17 protein-coding genes and 1 pseudogene are annotated in these 18,355 nt (G+C 58.6%); 12 read left to right on the top strand and 6 right to left on the bottom strand.

What is annotated here, in order from left to right; all coding sequences use genetic code 11:
• Window positions 1-10 precede the first annotated feature (10 nt).
• The 3 genes and pseudogenes from metK to RGV06_RS16170 all read left to right on the top strand — a co-directional run bounded on the left by metK (window position 11) and on the right by RGV06_RS16170 (window position 3,525).
• Complete coding sequence (gene metK / locus RGV06_RS16180) at window positions 11-1,201, top strand: methionine adenosyltransferase (RefSeq protein WP_019827984.1); 1,191 nt, start codon at window positions 11-13, stop codon at window positions 1,199-1,201.
• Window positions 1,202-1,389: 188 nt separating this feature from the next.
• Window positions 1,390-3,061: pseudogene (gene ligB / locus RGV06_RS16175) on the top strand (NAD-dependent DNA ligase LigB).
• Between the two features lie 68 nt (window positions 3,062-3,129).
• Entirely contained in the window at window positions 3,130-3,525 is a 396-nt protein-coding gene (locus RGV06_RS16170) for a DUF1090 domain-containing protein (protein ID WP_019827986.1), read from the top strand.
• A 62-nt stretch (window positions 3,526-3,587) separates the two neighbouring features.
• Here RGV06_RS16170 and RGV06_RS16165 read toward each other — a convergent pair whose 3' ends face one another.
• On the bottom strand, window positions 3,588-4,037 hold the full coding sequence (locus tag RGV06_RS16165) for a c-type cytochrome (protein WP_019827987.1): 450 nt from the start codon (window positions 4,035-4,037) through the stop codon (window positions 3,588-3,590).
• 128 nt (window positions 4,038-4,165) lie between these two features.
• On the opposite strand from RGV06_RS16165, the gene RGV06_RS16160 reads away from it, so the two are divergent.
• Window positions 4,166-5,308 (top strand): murein transglycosylase A, encoded by a 1,143-nt coding sequence (locus RGV06_RS16160; protein ID WP_048352503.1) that lies wholly within the window; start codon window positions 4,166-4,168, stop codon window positions 5,306-5,308.
• A 137-nt stretch (window positions 5,309-5,445) separates the two neighbouring features.
• On the opposite strand, the gene RGV06_RS16155 is transcribed toward RGV06_RS16160, so the two are convergent.
• Both RGV06_RS16155 and RGV06_RS16150 read right to left on the bottom strand, forming a co-directional pair.
• The gene (locus RGV06_RS16155; protein ID WP_019827989.1) at window positions 5,446-5,832 is read right to left on the bottom strand and encodes an MAPEG family protein; all 387 of its coding nucleotides are present in this window, start codon (window positions 5,830-5,832) and stop codon (window positions 5,446-5,448) included.
• A gap of 13 nt (window positions 5,833-5,845) precedes the next feature.
• Window positions 5,846-6,679, bottom strand: coding sequence for a DMT family transporter (locus tag RGV06_RS16150; protein ID WP_322151896.1), 834 nt, complete (start codon window positions 6,677-6,679; stop codon window positions 5,846-5,848).
• Between the two features lie 186 nt (window positions 6,680-6,865).
• On the opposite strand from RGV06_RS16150, the gene RGV06_RS16145 reads away from it, so the two are divergent.
• The 3 genes from RGV06_RS16145 to RGV06_RS16135 all read left to right on the top strand — a co-directional run bounded on the left by RGV06_RS16145 (window position 6,866) and on the right by RGV06_RS16135 (window position 10,763).
• Window positions 6,866-8,131 (top strand): cation:proton antiporter, encoded by a 1,266-nt coding sequence (locus RGV06_RS16145; protein ID WP_019827993.1) that lies wholly within the window; start codon window positions 6,866-6,868, stop codon window positions 8,129-8,131.
• 269 nt (window positions 8,132-8,400) lie between these two features.
• Window positions 8,401-8,775, top strand: coding sequence for a hypothetical protein (locus RGV06_RS16140; RefSeq protein ID WP_019827994.1), 375 nt, complete (start codon window positions 8,401-8,403; stop codon window positions 8,773-8,775).
• Window positions 8,772-10,763: a pyrroloquinoline quinone-dependent dehydrogenase gene (locus RGV06_RS16135; RefSeq protein ID WP_019827995.1), complete on the top strand. Its 1,992-nt coding sequence runs from the start codon at window positions 8,772-8,774 to the stop codon at window positions 10,761-10,763. Before RGV06_RS16140 ends, RGV06_RS16135 begins: the two co-directional genes overlap by 4 nt.
• Before the next feature lie 81 nt (window positions 10,764-10,844).
• Here the strand turns inward: RGV06_RS16135 and RGV06_RS16130 are convergent, their stop codons facing one another.
• Window positions 10,845-11,756, bottom strand: a complete 912-nt coding sequence (locus tag RGV06_RS16130; RefSeq protein ID WP_046809472.1) for a LysR family transcriptional regulator — start codon at window positions 11,754-11,756, stop codon at window positions 10,845-10,847.
• 109 nt (window positions 11,757-11,865) lie between these two features.
• On the opposite strand from RGV06_RS16130, the gene RGV06_RS16125 reads away from it, so the two are divergent.
• Genes RGV06_RS16125 through RGV06_RS16115 form a run of 3 tightly spaced genes read left to right on the top strand, consistent with a single transcriptional unit; the run spans window position 11,866 to window position 14,406 of the window.
• On the top strand, window positions 11,866-13,098 hold the full coding sequence (locus RGV06_RS16125; RefSeq protein ID WP_019827997.1) for a D-amino acid dehydrogenase: 1,233 nt from the start codon (window positions 11,866-11,868) through the stop codon (window positions 13,096-13,098).
• Window positions 13,099-13,128: 30 nt separating this feature from the next.
• Window positions 13,129-13,479 (top strand): RidA family protein, encoded by a 351-nt coding sequence (locus RGV06_RS16120; protein WP_322150497.1) that lies wholly within the window; start codon window positions 13,129-13,131, stop codon window positions 13,477-13,479.
• Between the two features lie 24 nt (window positions 13,480-13,503).
• The gene (locus tag RGV06_RS16115; protein WP_019828001.1) at window positions 13,504-14,406 is read left to right on the top strand and encodes a transporter substrate-binding domain-containing protein; all 903 of its coding nucleotides are present in this window, start codon (window positions 13,504-13,506) and stop codon (window positions 14,404-14,406) included.
• A gap of 212 nt (window positions 14,407-14,618) precedes the next feature.
• Here the strand turns inward: RGV06_RS16115 and RGV06_RS16110 are convergent, their stop codons facing one another.
• Together RGV06_RS16110 and RGV06_RS16105 are read right to left on the bottom strand one after the other, a co-directional pair.
• Window positions 14,619-15,338: a 16S rRNA (uracil(1498)-N(3))-methyltransferase gene (locus RGV06_RS16110; protein WP_048352501.1), complete on the bottom strand. Its 720-nt coding sequence runs from the start codon at window positions 15,336-15,338 to the stop codon at window positions 14,619-14,621.
• 79 nt (window positions 15,339-15,417) lie between these two features.
• Complete coding sequence (locus RGV06_RS16105; protein WP_019828004.1) at window positions 15,418-16,824, bottom strand: adenosylmethionine--8-amino-7-oxononanoate transaminase; 1,407 nt, start codon at window positions 16,822-16,824, stop codon at window positions 15,418-15,420.
• Window positions 16,825-17,097: 273 nt separating this feature from the next.
• Here RGV06_RS16105 and RGV06_RS16100 point away from each other — a divergent pair, with 273 nt between their 5' ends.
• Both RGV06_RS16100 and RGV06_RS16095 read left to right on the top strand, forming a co-directional pair.
• Window positions 17,098-17,649, top strand: coding sequence for a cytochrome b (locus RGV06_RS16100; protein ID WP_019828006.1), 552 nt, complete (start codon window positions 17,098-17,100; stop codon window positions 17,647-17,649).
• Window positions 17,650-17,681: 32 nt separating this feature from the next.
• Window positions 17,682-18,257 carry a YceI family protein gene (locus RGV06_RS16095; RefSeq protein WP_019828007.1) on the top strand — a complete coding sequence of 192 codons (576 nt, stop codon included), beginning with the start codon at window positions 17,682-17,684 and terminating at the stop codon, window positions 18,255-18,257.
• Window positions 18,258-18,355 lie beyond the last annotated feature (98 nt).

Genomic DNA, 18,355 nt, shown 5'->3' with positions numbered 1-18,355 from the left:
AACCGTCGAGATGAGCGAATACTCCCTTTTCACCTCCGAGTCCGTGTCTGAAGGGCATCCGGACAAAATCGCCGACCAGATTTCTGACGCGGTGCTGGACGCCATCATTGCTGAAGACAAGTTCGCCCGTGTGGCGTGCGAGACTCTGGTGAAAACCGGCGTAGCAATCATCGCGGGCGAAGTCACCACTTCGGCCTGGGTTGACTTGGAACAGATCGTTCGTGATGTGATCACCGACATCGGCTACACCAGCTCCGACGTCGGCTTCGACGGTGCTACCTGCGGTGTGATGAACATCATCGGCAAGCAGTCCCCTGACATTAACCAGGGTGTTGACCGTGCCAAGCCTGAAGATCAGGGTGCAGGCGATCAGGGCCTGATGTTCGGCTACGCCAGCAACGAGACCGACGTGCTGATGCCAGCACCGATCACCTTCTCGCACCAGTTGGTTCAGCGTCAGGCCCAGGCCCGTAAATCCGGCCTGCTGCCCTGGTTGCGTCCGGACGCCAAGTCCCAGGTGACGTGCCGCTACGAAGGCGGCAAGGTTGTAGCCATCGACGCCATCGTACTGTCGACTCAGCACAACCCTGAAGTGTCGTACACCGACCTGCGCGAAGGCGTGATGGAACTGATCGTCAAGCACGTGCTGCCAGCCGAGTTGCTGCACAAGGACACCCAGTTCCACATCAACCCGACCGGCCAGTTCATCATCGGTGGCCCGGTGGGCGACTGCGGCCTGACCGGTCGCAAGATCATCGTCGACACGTACGGCGGCATGGCCCGTCACGGCGGCGGCGCGTTTTCGGGCAAAGATCCATCCAAGGTTGACCGTTCGGCTGCTTATGCAGGTCGTTACGTGGCCAAAAACATCGTGGCGGCCGGCCTGGCTGAGCGCTGCGAGATCCAGGTTTCCTACGCTATCGGCGTCGCTCAACCGACTTCGATTTCGTTGAACACCTTTGGCACTGGCAAAATCTCCGACGAGAAAATCGTCAAGCTGGTACGTGACGTATTCGACCTGCGTCCATACGCCATCACCACCATGCTTGACCTGCTGCACCCGATGTATCAGGAAACTGCAGCCTACGGCCATTTCGGTCGCACGCCGCAGACCAAGACTGTTGGCGACGATACCTTCACCACCTTCACGTGGGAGCGTACCGACCGCGCTGAAGAGCTGCGCGCTGCCGCTGGTTTGTAAGTAAAACGGCTGCACCAAAAGCCCCGGACAGGTGACTGTTCGGGGCTTTTTTATGCACCCGGATCAACGGGGGAAAGCCTTGTCCCGCCGCAAGAGGTGCCTCTGGAAATGCCCGGCAAACCTCCTGGGTCGCGCCTCGAAAATCCTCCACTAGCCTTAAGCGTCCACCCCGGGCAAGGACGCTCACGATGCTGGCCACACTACGTATTTTCAGCGGGCTTGCGCTCGCCCTTCTGACCATTAATGCCCAGGCCGATACCTGCCCTGTCGAGGCTGACTATCAGGCCCTGAAACAACAGCTCAACCGCTGGGACGACAGCTACCATCGCCTGGGTATTTCCCAGGTCAGCGACGCAGCCTACGACCAGTCGCGTAACCGTCTTGATCACTGGCAGCGCTGCTTTCCCGATGCACCTGCGGATAACCCGCTACGCACGTCCAGCGGCCCGGTGCCGCACCCGGTGGTGCAAACCGGCCTGGCCAAGCTGGCCGATGAAAAGGCGGTAATACAATGGATCGAAGGCCGCCAGGGCTTATGGATCCAGCCCAAGGTCGACGGTGTAGCCGTAACGCTGGTCTATCAACAAGGCCAACTTATCCATGTCATCAGCCGGGGCGATGGCCGGCAGGGACAGGACTGGACCCATTCGGCCCGCCTCATCCCCTCCATTCCCCTGAAGTTGCCGCAACCGCTGGATACCGTGCTGCAAGGCGAGCTGTATTGGCGCCTGCAAGGTCACGTGCAGGCCAAGGAGGGCAGCGTTAATGCCCGCAGCACCGTTGCCGGGCTTATGGCACGTAACCGGATGAGCCCGGAGCAGGGTCGAGGGATCGGCCTGTTTGTCTGGGACTGGCCCCAGGGGCCAGGGGCCAGCATCTCAAGTCGAGCGGCTCAGCCAACTGAGCGCCCTGGGGTTTACCGACAGCCAGACCTACAGCCAGCCAATCGAGCATTTCGAACACGCCCGGCAGTGGCGCGAGCACTGGTACAACGCAGCATTGCCCTTTGCCAGCGACGGTGTAGTGCTACGCCAAAGCCAGCGCCCGGCTGCCGAACGCTGGCAACCCAAACCGCCGAACTGGGCGGCCGCCTGGAAATACCCTCATGCCCAGGCAGTGAGCGAGGTGCGAAAGGTCACGTTCAACATCGGCCGTACCGGACGTATCACGCCGATGCTGGAACTGACCCCGGTGCGCCTCGACGACCGCCGGATCAAACGCATTAGTGCCGGCTCCCTGCAACGCTGGCAAACCCTGGATATACGAGCCGGTGATCAGGTCGCCATCAGCCTGGCGGGCATGACCATTCCACGCCTGGACAGCGTGGTGTCACGCGCCAGCGAACGCATTGAAATACAGGTCCCCAACCCCGATAACTACCACGCCCTGAGCTGCTGGCAACCGACCCCCGGGTGCGAAAGCCAGTTTTTGGCGCGCTTGGTATGGCTAAGCAGCAAAAAGGCATTAGCACTGCCATTTGTCGGGCCAGGAACCTGGAACCGGCTGGTCCAGAGCGGACGAATACACAACTTGCTCGATTGGTTGACCCTGGATGCCGCACAGCTTGCTAACATTGCCGGCTTCGGCGAACGCAGCAGCGAGCGCTTGCTCGACAGTTTGTACGGCGCACGGCGCCAATCGTTCGAGCGCTGGGTAAAAGCACTGGGCTTGCCCCCCACAGGTGGCGCGCCTTTGGGGCAGTCGTGGCAAGCACTGATCGCACGCAGCCCTCAGGACTGGCAGGCACATCCTGGCATTGGCGCCCGGCGTGCTACACAATTGAGCGCGTTTTTTCGTGATCCGAACGTACAGGTTTTAAGCGAAGTTTTACGTGCTGCCGGGATTGCCGGTTTTGACTAGCGACCCCAGCCATTGCAGCACTTCGGTTTTCTGGATTTTTATTGTCATCTTTTGTCATGGAGCTATTTATGAAATTACTTTCACCGCTCGCCCTGTTTACTGTTTGCGGCCTGCTGGCTGCCCCGTTGATGGCCGCTGATGCAGCACCGGAACTCACCGGTTGCGCTGCCAAGAAACAAGCCATCACCCTGCAACTTGAGCAGGCTCGTGCCCACGGCAACAGCAATCAGGTTGCTGGCCTGGAAAAAGCCCTGAGTGAAGTTACCGAGCACTGCACTGACGCAGGCCTGCGCAAGGAGCGCGAAAACAAGGTGCTGGAAGCCAAGCACGAAGTCAGCAAGCGCCAGGCTGATCTGGACAAAGCCATGAAGAAAGGCGATCCGGAAAAAATCGACAAGCGTAAAAACAAGCTGGCCGAATCGCGCAAGGAACTGCAAGAAGCGCTGGATCAGCTGGATAAGTAATACGCCAAAGCACCCTCACCCCAACCCTCTCTCTCTGGGAGAGGGTGAGGGGCTTTTGATCGTCAGTGATTCCTGAATTCCTTGTGGCACGCACTGCAGGTGTCTTCGACTTTCTGCACTGCTGGCGTCAGGTGACTGGCTTTGTAGGGTTGTACCTGGCTGGCAACAACCAGCTCGCCCGTAGCGGCTTCCAACTGGCGCGCCAGTTGTTGAAATCGTTCCTGCTTTTGCCAGACATCATCGGTAGCACTGGTTAGATCGGACTCCTTCACCTGCGGGAAATGCTTCCAAGGCTCGTGAGCCAAAGCATCCAGCTTGATAGCACCTTCGGTAAAGCGCGGACCGTCGAACGGAATCCGACCTCGCAACATGCCCCCCAGGTCTTCGCTGGTTTTTAGCATTTGCTTGAAAATCGCTTTACGCTGGCCCAACGGCGAATCGGGATCCACCCCGCCACACGCAGACAACGTCAGGCAGGCCAGCACTACAACAGTCAATCGTTTAAAAGTCATGGTCGCTTCAGGTCACGGAAATCGGTCGCCAGTATCCTCGCGTCACCTGCAAAGACCAATACCCCTATTGAATACAAGGATTGCCTGACGGTCATCCGACCTCGGCAAACCTTGAAGGAATTTTGCCCATGAACACACTTTTCAAGCCTCTGGCCTGGGCCTTGCCCGTCGTCATGTTGCTGGCCGGATGTAACGGCACCGACAAGGACACCCCCAAGCCTGAACCCCACACGACCTACAGCAAGGCTGACTGGAGCGCTTTGCCTGAAGTGACGGGCAGCGACCTGCAAAGCGGGTTTGCTTCATGGCGCAGCGCTTGTACCCGACTCAAGGCGGACGCCAACTGGGGCCCCGTTTGCAGCGATGCAGCCGCCTTGCCTGCCAGCCCGAGCGTGGCCGAGATCAGCAGCTTCCTGCAAACCCACCTCGACGTGTACAGCCTGCGCTCGGCCGAAGGCAGCAGCGACGGCCTGATCACCGGTTACTACGAACCGGTCTACCCTGGCAGCCTCAAGCCTACCCAGGCCGCCAATGTGCCTATTTATGGCGTCCCGGCGGACTTGATCGTGGTCAATCTGGACAGCATCTACCCCGAGCTCAAAGGCAAACGCCTGCGCGGGCGCCTTGAGGGCCGTGTGCTCAAGCCTTACGACACCGCAGAGACCATTAACAGCAAAGGTCTGCAAGCACCGGTACTGGCGTGGCTGACCGACCCGATGGATTTGCAGTTTCTGCAAATCCAGGGCTCTGGCCGGGTTCAACTCGACAATGGCCGCCAGCTGCGTATCGGTTATGCCGACCAGAACGGCCACCCGTACAAACCGATTGGTCGCTGGCTGGTTGAACAGGGCGAACTGAAAAAAGAAGACGTGACCATGGGCACCATTCACGCCTGGGCCATGGCTAACCCGCAACGGGTCCACGAGATGCTGGCCAGCAACCCGAGCTACGTGTTTTTCACCCAGAACCCGGACAGCAACGAAGGGCCGCGCGGCTCGCTGAACGTGCCGCTAACGGCTGGCTATAGCGTGGCGGTGGACCGCAAGGTGATCCCGCTGGGCAGCCTGCTGTGGTTGTCGACCACCCAGGCAGATGGCCAGCCCATCGTACGTCCGGTGGCCGCCCAGGACACCGGCGGCGCCATTGCTGGCGAAGTGCGTGCCGACTTCTTCGTGGGCACCGGCCCTGAAGCCGGGCTGATTGCGGGCGACATGAAGCAGAAGGGCAATATCTGGCTGCTATGGCCTAAAGGCGCGGCATTGCCGCAGTAAAACCACCTGCATGCAATGAAACCAAACCTTTGTGGGAGCGGGCTTGCTCGCGATGGCATCACCGCAGTGCATCAGGCAGACCGGATCGCCTGCATCGCGAGCAAGCCCGCTCCCACACATTCGTTATTGGCTTGCGTTTACATCGACACAAAAAAGAAGCTGACCACCAGTCCCATGCCGATGAACCACACGATGGAGCGCAGGATCGCCCAGTCGGCCAGGTAGCAAATGATGTACAGCAGGCGGCTGGTGATAAACAGCACCGCCAGCACATCAATGGTCACGGGCTGGGCGTTACCTACGATGTCGGCAATGATCACCGCGGCAGCAAAAGCCGGGGTCACTTCGAAGCTGTTTAGCTGGGCGCTGTGGGCACGCTTGGCAAAACCTTGAAGATTGTCGAGATACGTACGTGGATCATGGTTTTGCTTGGGGCCGAACTTGCCATCACTGAACTTGGCAAAAGCGGTACACACATACGTCAAACAGAAGGCAATAAGCACACACCAGAAAGCAACCGTCATTGGAATTTCCTTTTTAGAGTTTCATCACGAGCATGCCGATCAGCACCAACCCACAGGCTAAGAGCCTGGGTCCGCCAAAAGGTTCTTTGAGGTAACGCATGCCAAACAACACCACCAGAATCACACTGACTTCGCGCAACGCCGCCGCCTCGGCAATAGAACCCAAATGCATGGCCCACAGCACCAGCGCATAGCTGGCCAGCACGCAAACCCCCACCGCTACCCCCAACCGCCACTGAGTACGCCAGAACAGCGTAAACGCGGCACGCTTGCGGGTCATCGCCAGCAGCGGAAACGGCCAGGCACTGAGCAGCGTGACCCACACCAGATAATCCAGAGGATGGGGCCAACGCCGGATCGCCTGACCGTCCAGAAAGGTATAGCTGCCGATACACAGACCGATCAGTGCCACCACCGGTAGCATCGACCATGGCAGACGATCACCGCCGCCACCCTGCCACAGCAGGCAAGCCATACCGCACGGAATCAGTAAAATGCCGATAATTTGCTGACCCGTAAGCACTTCCCCTGCAAAGGTCAGGGTCAACGCCAGCACCACCAATGGCGAGAGCCCGCGCATCAGCGGATACACCAACCCCAGATCTCCCACCCGATAGGCGCGAATCAGCAGCACCCGATAAACCAGTTCGAATAACACCGAGGCCAAAATCCACGGCCAGATTTCCTGCGGTGGCCATGACGCAAAGCCCACCAGTGCTGCCACGACCACTAACGCAACTGTGTCCATACAGGCGATGACCAGCAAACGCTCACCGCTGAACTTGATCAGGGTATTCCAGATCGCGTGCAACACCGCCGCGACCAACACCAACACCGTTGCCAGCACCGCAGACTCCTTGTTGTGAGTGGCCCGAGCGCACATGCAACCTCAGTGCAACTGCGTGGTCAATGACCTCGCACGTCGCGCCCATTTGCCACACCCCGGGGATGTGCCCCTGACGCCCGCGCCTGCATCCAAACATAGCCCGAACTGATCGGGTTTCCATTCACTCTCGCCACCACAGGATCCCGGATGCTTGAGCTTGTTGCTGCGTTTATCTGCCTGACCTCACTACTGACTTACGTGAACTTCCGCTTTATCGGTCTGCCGCCGACGATTGGCGTGATGGTCACCGCCCTTATGTTTTCGTTGCTACTGCAAGGCTTGAGCTTTATCGGCTACCCGGGCCTCGAAGAACGCGTGCAGGAGCTCATCGGCCAGATCGACTTTGGCGATCTGCTGATGAACTGGATGCTGTCGTTCCTGCTGTTTGCAGGCGCCCTGCACGTCAATATCAATGATGTGCGCAGCTATCGCTGGCCGATTGGCCTGCTGGCGACCGTCGGTGTCCTGATCGCTACCACCGTGATCGGTAGCCTGGCGTACTGGATTTTCGCCCTGTTCGGCTGGCATATCAGCTTCCTGTACTGCCTGTTGTTCGGCGCACTCATCTCCCCCACCGATCCGATTGCCGTGCTGGGTGTACTGCGTACCGCCAACGCCTCCAAGCCGCTGAAAACCACCATTGTGGGCGAGTCGCTGTTCAATGACGGCACCGCTGTTGTGGTATTCACCGTGTTGCTCGGCATCGTGCAACTGGGTGAAACCCCGAGCCTGAGTGCCACGGCCATGCTGTTTGTTCACGAAGCCATCGGTGGCGTGGTGTTCGGTGGTTTGATCGGTTATCTGGTGTACCGGATGATCAAGAGCATCGAGCAATATCAGATCGAAGTGATGCTGACCCTGGCACTGGTGATAGGTGGCTCTGCCATGGCCAGTGAGCTGCATGTGTCGGCGCCGATCGCGATGGTGGTCGCCGGTCTGATCATCGGTAATCTGGGCCGCAACAAGGCCATGAACGAGATGACCCGTCGCTACATGGACGGTTTTTGGGAGTTGCTGGATGACATGCTTAATGCGCTGCTGTTCGCGCTGATAGGCATGGAACTGTTGCTTCTGCCCTTCTCGTGGCTGCATTTGCTGGCGGCCAGCGTTCTGGCCGTAGCCATTTTGCTTTCACGCCTTTTGACCGTGGCCCCGGCCATTGTCCTGCTGCGCCGCTGGCGCACCGTGCCACGCGGCACCATCCGCATCCTGACATGGGGCGGCCTGCGCGGCGGTGTTTCGGTGGCGCTGGCCCTGGCATTACCGCTGGGCCCGGAGCGTGATCTGATCCTGAGTATCACCTACATCGTGGTGCTCTCCTCAATCCTGTTCCAGGGCTTGACCATTGGCAAACTGGTCCGCCATGTGACCAAGGATGCCCCGGTGGAGGCTGAAGGCAGCCAAGCCCATTAAAACTGTTAGCCCCAACGAAGCCGTTTGGGGCGTACAGACTCCGTAGCAGCTGCCGTAGGCTGCGTCCGGCGACGAAGTCGTCGCAAGCTCAGGTTGCACGGTCTTTCAGGTAAACCGGGCGCTCAGGTTTTACGACTGCTTCGCACTCGAACGCAGCCTTCAGCAACTGCTACGGATCGGTGCTTAGCGCAGCATCCCGGTGTTTTTCCACGCCTTGGCTACACTCACGTTCCTGAGGCCTTAAGGCATGACACGAAAAGGAGAACGGGATGAGCACTTCTGCTGCCTACGCACCACCCAGGCGCCATCTAGGCGCCAACATCATGATCATCACGGCATTGATTGCCCTGGCCATTACGGCCTGGCGATTCTTCACCCCCTTGTCCGGCGTGACCGATTCCGGGGGCGCAATGACAGCGATGCTTGCCGAGTTTGTACTGTTTATTCTGGGGGTGGTGCTGGCTCAAGCCAAGGCTGGAGGCCTGCGTAACTTCGTCCTCTTTTTAGCGTGGGTGGGTGTCATCGGGACAATTTTTGCCGCGTGCCTTCTGCACGGTTGGTGGACAGCAGCCGTTCTGGCGATCTACGCCGTGGGTGTTGTCATTGAAACCTTTGCCGGCAAGCCAACAAGGAGCGCGATATGAGCGGGATCAAAAGACAGTTTTTGACAGCACCGGCGTTGTGCTTGCTGGCGGGTGTTTCCAGCGTTCACGCGCAAGACACCTACACCGTTCCACCGCCTTTGCTGGCGCCGTCCAACATCTCTGCCGAGGACGCAAAAATTCCGATCCCGAGCGGCAAGGAATGGGACAGCTTCCACGGGCAACTGAGTTCGCAAAAATACTCGCCGCTGACTCAAATCAACAAGGACAACGTCGGCAAGCTCACCAAAGTCTGGGAGTACTTCACGGGTGACATGTCTACCGGGACGGGCAAAATCCCGCCATCGGTATGGTCTGCCACACCTATTTTTGCCAATGACACGCTGTACGTCGGCACGCCTTTTTACCGGATCATCGCTCTTGAGCCCGAGACCGGCAAAGAGAAGTGGACCTATGACACCAAGTCGCAACTGGTCGCCGAAACCCAGCCTGCACTGAAATCACGAGGCGTGGCCTACTGGCAAGAAAAAGCCCCGCAACAGGGTGTGGCCTGCCAAAAAATGGTGTACCTGGGCAACATGACTGCCCAGCTCTATGCGGTGGATGCCGACACCGGCAAGCCGTGCGAAGGCTTCGGCAAAAACGGGGTGGTGGACGTCAACCAATGGAACACCATGAATGCGAAATGGCCGCTGTCGCAGCTGCAGCCACCCACTGTCATCGGTGACAAGCTGATCGTGGGCTGGGCCGGTAAAGACTGGGAATATGAGGTCGAGTCCCCAGGCTCGCTGTTTGCCCTCAATGCCCGCACGGGCGAACTGGAGTGGGAATTCAAGCCAATTCCGGAAGAAGAAGCAGGCAAAACCGGTACCGCCAACATCTGGACCGCGATGTCTTATGACCCGGCGCTGGGCTTGCTCTACATCCCCGTGTCCTCGCCTTCACCCAACTACTGGGGCGGTAACCGGACTAAACCGATTCCGCTGGGCACTTCCACCACCGCACTGGATATCAATACCGGCAAGGTCGTGTGGTCTCGTCAATGGGTTCACCACGACATATGGGACTACGACATCAACTCAGCTCCGACGCTGATGGACATCACTGTCGATGGCAAGCCTGTGGCGGCCTTGGTGCAAGCGACCAAGATGGGCTTTTTGTTCACCGTTGACCGCCGGACAGGCGAGGACGTATGGCCGATTGAAGAGCGCCCGGTACCTCAGGGTGATGCCGCCGGGGAGGTCTACTCGCCCACCCAACCGTTCCCCACCAAGCCTGCCCCGTTGATGGATCAATCCAAAAAACCGGCGATCTGGAAAATCGCCGACATTGTCGGTTTTGGTCAGTGCACGAAAATGTGGGACGGCCTGGAATACAACGGCATGTACTCGCCACCCAGCACCAAAGGCAACGGCGTACTGGCCTATCCGGACAGTGCCGGTGGCGTGCAATGGGGCGGTGTAGCGTTTGACCCGGTGAGCCAGGTCGCCATTGTGAACACCTCGCACATCGTGCAGATGATCAAGCTGTGGGACCGCGCTTCATACGATAAACAGCCCAAAACTGCAGGCAACGAAAACGGCTTCTACCCACAGATCGGCGCACCTTATGGCATGAGCCTGCTCAACGCGCAGAACTGGGCAGGCATGCCGTGCTGGGCACCGCCTTTCGGTGAAATCGTGGCAATCGACATGCGCACCGGTGACGTGAAATGGCGTCGTCCGATGGGCGCCGTCCAGCAGTGGGGTTGGTACATGCCTGAAGACATGGGCTCACCGACCATTGGTGGCCCGGCAGTGACCGCAGGTGGCGTGGTGTTTATTGGCGCCTCGATGGATGCCAAGGTTCGTGCCTATGCGCTGGAGGACGGCAAGGAACTGTGGTCGGACATTGTCATGGCACCCGCAGTTGCCAACCCCGCCGTGTATGAATACAAAGGCCGGCAATATGTGGCGTTTGTGGCGGGCGGCAACTCGATCATGAAAGATCAGGTGGGGGATCAGGTGGTGGTGTACGCACTGCCCAAATAAAGCATGACTTCAACCGTGGGAGCGAGCCTGCTCGCGAATGATCTTCGCGAGCAGGCTCGCTCCCACAATTTTTAAATGCCGTTAGCCACCCGCCAACCGCTGCAACTGCTCGCTGGCACGCTCAGCGAACAGTTGCAGCAACCCTTCCAGCGTATGCGCCGGGGCTTCGTCCGCTCGGGTCAACGCGTACAGCGTTATCGGCAGCGCCGGGCTCAATGGCCGGACCAAGGTGCTCGCCCGCGAAGCGCCCAACGCCGTAAACGGATCAATCACCGCCAACCCCGCACCCGACTCCACCATCGCCCGCGCCAGCGAATAGGTCTGTACCGCGATGCTGATGCGTGGCGGCGGCTCTACGGCTTGCAGGTAGCTGTCCAGACGGGCAAACAGCGGATCGGCACTGCTCAGCCCGATCAGCGGCGCATCCGCCAACTCATCCAGCGCCAGCGGTACGCCTTCGCTTTCATCCGCCCAGTAACCTCGCGGGGCCAGCGCTACCAGCACACCGTGGGCCAACGCCCGAGCCTTGAGCCCCGGATGATCGGGGAGCTTGAAAGTCAGGGCCACGTCCAGTTCGCGCATCAACAGGTTTTGCACCAGCTCACGGCTATGGGCGCTGGCCAGCTCACAGTTGATGTCGGGATAACGACGGGTCCACTCGCTGATCACTGGCGGCAAAAGCGACAACGCCAACGCCGGCGTGCTGCCGATACGCAAACGATGCCCCGGCTCCCGGCGCAGGCTTTCAGCCAGACGCTGCACGCCTTGCAGGCTCTCGGTCACCTTGTCGACTTCGCGCTCCAGCAACAGCGCCTCGGGGGTGGGCTGCAATTTGCCGCGCACCCGTAAAAACAGGGGGAACCCCAACCGCTGTTCAGCGTGTTGCAGCACCTTGCTCACCGCAGGCTGCGAGACATGCAGCAGTTGCGCCGCGGCACTCACAGATCCGGTTTGACGAATCGCCTGAAACACTTCGATATGACGCAAGCGCATGGCAGCAGTCCATAACCTTTGTTTATGGGAGGACCATCTTTATTCATTGTTCGCCACCTGTCACCTGCCCCTAACCTGAAGCCTGTTCAACAGCGGGCTAAGGACTGACATGGCAAAGCGAGTTTGCATCATCGGCGGGGGCGTTATCGGGCTGGCAACGGCGTATGCATTGGTGCGTGACGGCTTTGAAGTCAGCGTGATCGAGGCCCAGCCAACCCTGGGCAGCCAGACCAGCTTTGCCAATGGCGGCCAGCTTTCCTATCGCTATGTCGCACCGCTGGCCGACGCCGGGGTGCCCTTGCAAGCGGTAGGGTGGATGCTGCGCGGTGACTCGCCACTCAAGCTGCGCCCACGCATGGACCCGGCCCAATGGCGCTGGCTGGCATCGTTTATTGCGGCGTGCCGGGGTTCGGTGAACCAGCGCAATGGCGCGCATTTATTGCGCCTGGCATTGCTTAGCCAGGCCACTTTGCAGCAATGGCGCGAAGAGGATCAGCTGGACGGTTTCGCCTGGCAGCGCAACGGCAAACTGGTAGCGTTTCGTGAGCGCGCCAATTTCGACAAAGCCCGCAAAAAAGTTATCCACAGTTCATTTCAACACGCGCTGTCAGCCAGCGAATGCGCCAGCCTGGAGCCCGGCCTGCAGGGCTCGGCATTTGTGGGTGGAATCTACACCCCGAGCGAAGAGGTCGGTGACTGCCACGCGTTCTGCCAACAACTGGTCGCCCGCTTAAAAGCCAGTGGCCGCTGCACGTTCATGCTGGGTAAAACCGTCACCCGTCTTCGTCACGCCAACGGTGAAGTAAAGGCGGTGGAAATGGGCGACGAGGTGCTGGAAGTGGATCAGCTTGTGCTCGCAGCGGGGCACAACAGCCCGGCCCTGCGCCTGCCGGGGCTGAGCCTGCCGCTGTACCCTCTCAAGGGCTACAGCCTCACGCTGGCACTGGCTGACCCGCAAAAAGCACCGCACGTAAGCATCACCGATTACGACCGCAAAATTGTTTATGCCCGCATCGGCGAACAACTGCGCATTGCCGCGATGGTCGACATTGTCGGTTTCGACCCCTCGCCGGACCCGCAACGCCTGGCGCAAATGCGCCAGCTGGCAAGCAGTACTTTCCCGGAGGCGGGAAACTATGCCGACGCGATCGAGTGGGCCGGCATGCGTCCTGCAACCCCCAGTGGCGTGCCCATCCTGGGCGCCAGCGGCTATCGCAACCTGTGGCTAAACCTGGGCCACGGCGCACTGGGCTTCACCCTGGCCTGTGGCAGCGGGCGTTTGCTGAGCGAGCTGATTGCACAACGCAAGACGTCCATTGACCTGCAAGGCCTGGCTGCCTGAGTGCGGCACCCCAACCAGAAGGAAAGCCTGATGACGATCCACCGCATCAACAGCAATGACCGTTTGAGCGCCGCCGCGACGTTCGAGGCACTGGTATTTCTGTCCGGACAAGTGCCCACGCAAAGCGAGGACATCACGGCGCAGACTCAAGAGGTTTTGAGCAAAATCGACGCTTTGCTGGCCGAAACCGGCAGCGACAAGGATCACATCCTTAACGCGACTATTTACCTGCAAAACATTCAGCGCGACTTTGCCGCCATGAATGCTGTGTGGTCAGCCTGGCTATCGGCAGGCAAGGTGCCCACCCGCACCACCTTGCAAGCCGAACTGGCGCGACCTCAGGTGTTGGTGGAAATAAGCGTGATTGCTGTTCGTCATTAATCTGTTTTAAGGGAAAACAACAACATGAAAAAACTTACCTTGATCAGTTGCACGCTGGGCCTGTTGATCAGCCATACCGTGCAAGCCAATGAGACGCCCTTGCAGGGCACCCTAAAGAAAATCGCCGACTCCGGCAGTATTACCCTGGGTTATCGCGATGCGTCGGTACCGTTTTCTTATGTAGGGGATAACAGCGGCAAACCGATGGGCTATTCGGTGGAGTTGGCGAACAAAATCGTCGAACGTATCCAGCAACAAGTGGGCGATAAACCGCTGAAGGTCAAATACAACCTGGTGACCTCGCAAACCCGAATCCCGCTGGTGCAGAACGGCACCGTGGACCTGGAATGCGGCTCAACCGGTGTGACCGCCGAGCGACAAAAGCAGGTGGCGTTTTCGTATGGGTTTATCTACGTCAAAGGCCAGTTGCTGACCGCTAAAGACAGCGGCATCAAAGGCTTCGATGACTTGCGCGACAAGAACGTCGTCACCACGGCGGGCACCACCAACGAGCGCTTTATCAAAAGCTACAGCGCCGACCACAAGATGGGCATGAACGTAATCAGCGCCAAAGACCACGGCGAAGCCTTCAAGATGCTTGAAACCGGCCGTGCCGTAGCGTTTTACATGGACGACGCGCTGCTTTACGGCGAACGCGCCAAGGCCCGTGATCCGCACAAATGGGTGGTTGTAGGGGATGAGCAATCCCGGGAAATCTACAGCTGCATGGTGCGCAAGGACGATCCGCAGTTACTGGCGGTGGTGAACAAGACACTGGCTGACTTGTATCAGTCCGGTGAGATCACCAGCATTTACCAGCGCTGGTTCGAACAGCCGATCCCGCCCAACGGCCTGAACCTTGAGTTCCCGATGACCGCCGAGCTGAAACAAATCATCGCCAAGCCTGTAAGTGATCCGGTGGAGTAAGGGCGTCAAAAAAAGTCTTCCGTTACACCCTCACCTTCAAACCAGCTGTCCCAAGACGCGCCTGCTGCACTCAGGCGCGTGCTGCTTTAACACATCCCTCTGTGGGAGCGGGCTTGCTCGCGATGCAGGCGCCGCGGTTTATCTGGATAACCGCGTCGATCCAATCGCGAGCAAGCCCGCTCCCACAAAAGCAAAAAAGGGCTGAGGCTGACTTAGAAATCACCCCACAACTGCTGCGCCACAGCGAGGGCTACAACCGGGGCGGTTTCGGTGCGCAGTACTCGTGGGCCAAGGCGTGCAGGCTGGTAGCCGGCGGCTTGGGCCAGGTCGATTTCGTTGTCGGTCAGGCCGCCTTCCGGGCCGATCAAGAACGCCAGGCGCGTAGGTTTCTCGTGGCTGGCCAAGGGTTCTGACACCGGGTGCAATACCAGCTTCAAATCCGCTTCGGTGGTTTTGATCCAGTCGCCGAGCATCATCGGGGGATGAATCACCGGTACCCGTGAACGACCGCATTGCTCACAAGCACTGATCGCCACTTGCCGCCAGTGGGCCAGGCGCTTGTCGGCGCGCTCGTCCTTGAGCCGCACTTCGCAGCGCTCGCTCATGATCGGCGTGATTTCAGTCACCCCCAGCTCGGTGGCCTTTTGAATCGCCCAGTCCATGCGCTCGCCACGGGACAAGCCCTGGCCGAGATGGATGGCCAAGGGTGATTCGACTTGCCCCGCAAAGGTTTCGTCCAGCAGCACGCGCACGCGTTTTTTGCCAACTTCCAGCAAGCGCCCTGAAAACTCCTGGCCCGAGCCGTCGAACACTTGCAGGGCATCGCCCTCGGCCATGCGCAGCACGCGGCCAATGTAATGCGCCTGGGCCTCAGGCAACTCATGCTCACCAAGGCTCAAGGGAGCGTCGATAAAGAAGCGGGACAATCTCATGTAAATTCTCTGAAAGTTCAACTACTGACTGTGGGAGCGAGCAGGCTCGCTCCCACAGTAGATATAAGTACGGCCCGGTTTAGCCCGGGTCGCGGAAGTCCGGATGAAAGTTCGACGGCACGGCCACACTGATATCGTTGCGGGTCGCAATATCGATGCCTTCGCTGGCCACTTCGGCCAAAAAGTCGATCTGCTCCGGGGTGATGACGTAAGGCGGCAAGAAATACACCACGCTGCCCAGTGGACGCAACAGCGCGCCACGCTCCAGTGCGTGCTGAAAGACTTTCAGGCCTCGACGTTCCTGCCACGGGTAAGCCGCTTTGCTGGCTTTGTCCTGGACCATTTCAATGGCCAGCACCATACCGGTCTGACGTACTTCCGAGACATGGGGATGGTCAACCAGATGCGCCGTCGCGCTGGCCATGCGTTGAGCCAGGGCTTTGTTGTTCTCGATCACGTTGTCTTCTTCGAAGATATCCAACGTCGCCAAAGCCGCTGCGCAGGCCAGTGGATTGCCCGTGTAGCTGTGGGAATGCAGAAAGGCACGCAAGGTCGGGTAGTCGTCATAGAACGCGCTGTACACCTCGTCCGTGGTGACGCAGGCAGCCAACGGCAAATAGCCACCGGTTAGTGCCTTGGACAAGCACAGAAAGTCCGGAGTGATACCTGCCTGCTCACACGCAAACATCGTCCCGGTGCGACCAAAGCCCACGGCGATCTCATCGAGGATCAGGTGTACACCGTAGCGGTCACAGGCCTCGCGCAGCAGCGTGAGGTATACCGGGTGGTACATGCGCATACCGCCCGCGCCCTGAATCAGTGGCTCAACGATCACCGCCGCAACCGTGTCGTGGTGCTCGGCCAGCGTCTGCTCCATAGCCAGAAACATCGTGCGCGAATGTTCTTCCCAGCTCACGCCCTCAGGGCGCAGGTAGCAATCGGGGCTAGGCACCTTGATGGTGTCCAGCAGCAATGCCTTATAGGTTTCGGTGAACAACGGCACGTCGCCCACCGACATCGCCGCCATGGTTTCGCCGTGGTAGCTGTTGGTCAGGGTCACGAAACGTTTTTTGTTCGGCTGTTCGCGATTGAGCCAGTAGTGAAAGCTCATCTTCAGCGCAACTTCGATACACGACGAACCGTTGTCGGCGTAGAAACAACGGGTCAGCCCTTCTGGCGTCATTTTCACCAGGCGTTCGGACAGCTCTATCACTGGCTGATGGCTGAAACCGGCAAGGATCACGTGCTCCAGCTGGTCGACCTGATCCTTGATGCGCTGGTTGATACGCGGATTGCAGTGGCCAAACACGTTGACCCACCAGGAACTCACCGCATCCAGGTAACGCTTGCCTTCGAAATCTTCGAGCCACACGCCTTCGCCGCGCTTGATCGGGATCAACGGCAGTTGCTCGTGATCCTTCATTTGGGTGCAGGGATGCCATAACACGGCAAGGTCGCGCTGCATCCACTGATTATTCAGGCCCATTTCCACTCTCCTGGCGCTGGTTCCCGACATGTGCGGGTAAACAATCGCGCAAGCCTATGCAATCCGCAGGCGCGTCACAACCTATTACAAATTCATGCAACGCTAAGACGCTTGCAGACACACAAGAACAACACTAAATATTGTTAACGTTTGCTTAACTATTGCCCCACAGGCTACACATCGTATTTATCGATACCTTGCAGCTAAAAAATGCGCTTTCAATCGATAGGTAAACCATTAGTCTTAGATCCAAGTTCCTACAGGATGTTGGCAATGCAGCTACGTAACTCTTCTTCCCGATATGGTGCGGTGAGCATTTTCATGCACTGGTCTGTTGCGTTGGTGGTGTTCGGACTGTTCGCCCTGGGTTTATGGATGGTCGGTCTGGATTACTACAGCCCATGGCGTAAAGAGGCACCCGACCTGCATAAAAGCATTGGTCTGACACTTCTCGCCGTGATGGTGCTGCGTGTCCTATGGATCTGGATCAGCCCGGCCCCACCGGCACTGGCCAGTTACAGTCGGGCAACGCGTATCGGCGCTAAGCTCGGTCACGGGTTTTTGTACGTGAGCCTGTTTGCCGTGATGATCGCGGGCTATCTGATTTCTACCTCAGAAGGCGTGGGCATCCCGGTCTTCGGGCTGTTTGAAGTACCTGCACTGATTTCCAACCTGCCCGACCAGGCCGATGTGGCGGGTGTCGTGCATTTATACCTGGCGTGGACCGTGGTGATTTTTGCAGGTCTTCATGGTCTAGTAGCCTTGAAACACCATTTTATTGATCGTGATGCGACCCTGACTCGTATGCTGGGACGCAAAGCCTGATGCTCGACCTCAACTCAAAAGGAAAAGAAAGCATGTTGAAAAAGACCCTCGCTGCGCTCGCTCTCGGTACTGCACTGCTGACCGCAGGTCAGGCCATGGCTGCTGACTACACCATCGACAAGGAAGGCCAGCACGCCTTTATCGACTGGAAAGTCAGCCACCTGGGCTTCAGCTTCATTCACGGTACTTTCAAGGACTGGAGCGGTACGTTCTCGTGGGATGCAGCCAAGCCTGCCGACAGCAAAATTGATGTCACCCTGAAAACCGCCAGCCTGTTCTCCAACCACGCAGAACGTGACAAGCACATCGCCAGCAAAGACTTCCTGGACGTGAGCAAGTACCCGGAAGCGACATTCAAGTCGACCAAAGTTGTCCCGACTGGCGACAAGACAGCTGACGTGACGGGCGACCTGACCCTGCACGGCGTGACCAAGCCAGTAACGTTCAAGGCAACGTTCAACGGCGAAGGCAAGGATCCATGGGGTGGCGAACGCGCTGGCTTTAACGCGACCACCACTGTGAACCTGAACGACTTCGGCATTAAATCTCCAGGCAAGGATCAGACGCTGACCCTGGACATCTCGCTGGAAGGCGTGAAGGCTAAGTAATAGCGCTTTTACACGGCTAAAAAAAACGCCCCGGCTTGCGAAAGCCGGGGCGTTTTTTTGCGCTTCTTATCTGTGGAAGCTGGCTCGCCAGCGAGACT

Origin of the sequence: Pseudomonas sp. CCI3.1 (genome assembly GCF_034313985.1) — a bacterium.
Taxonomy (GTDB): domain Bacteria; phylum Pseudomonadota; class Gammaproteobacteria; order Pseudomonadales; family Pseudomonadaceae; genus Aquipseudomonas; species Aquipseudomonas psychrophila.
This window is presented reverse-complemented; position numbering and strand designations above follow the sequence as displayed.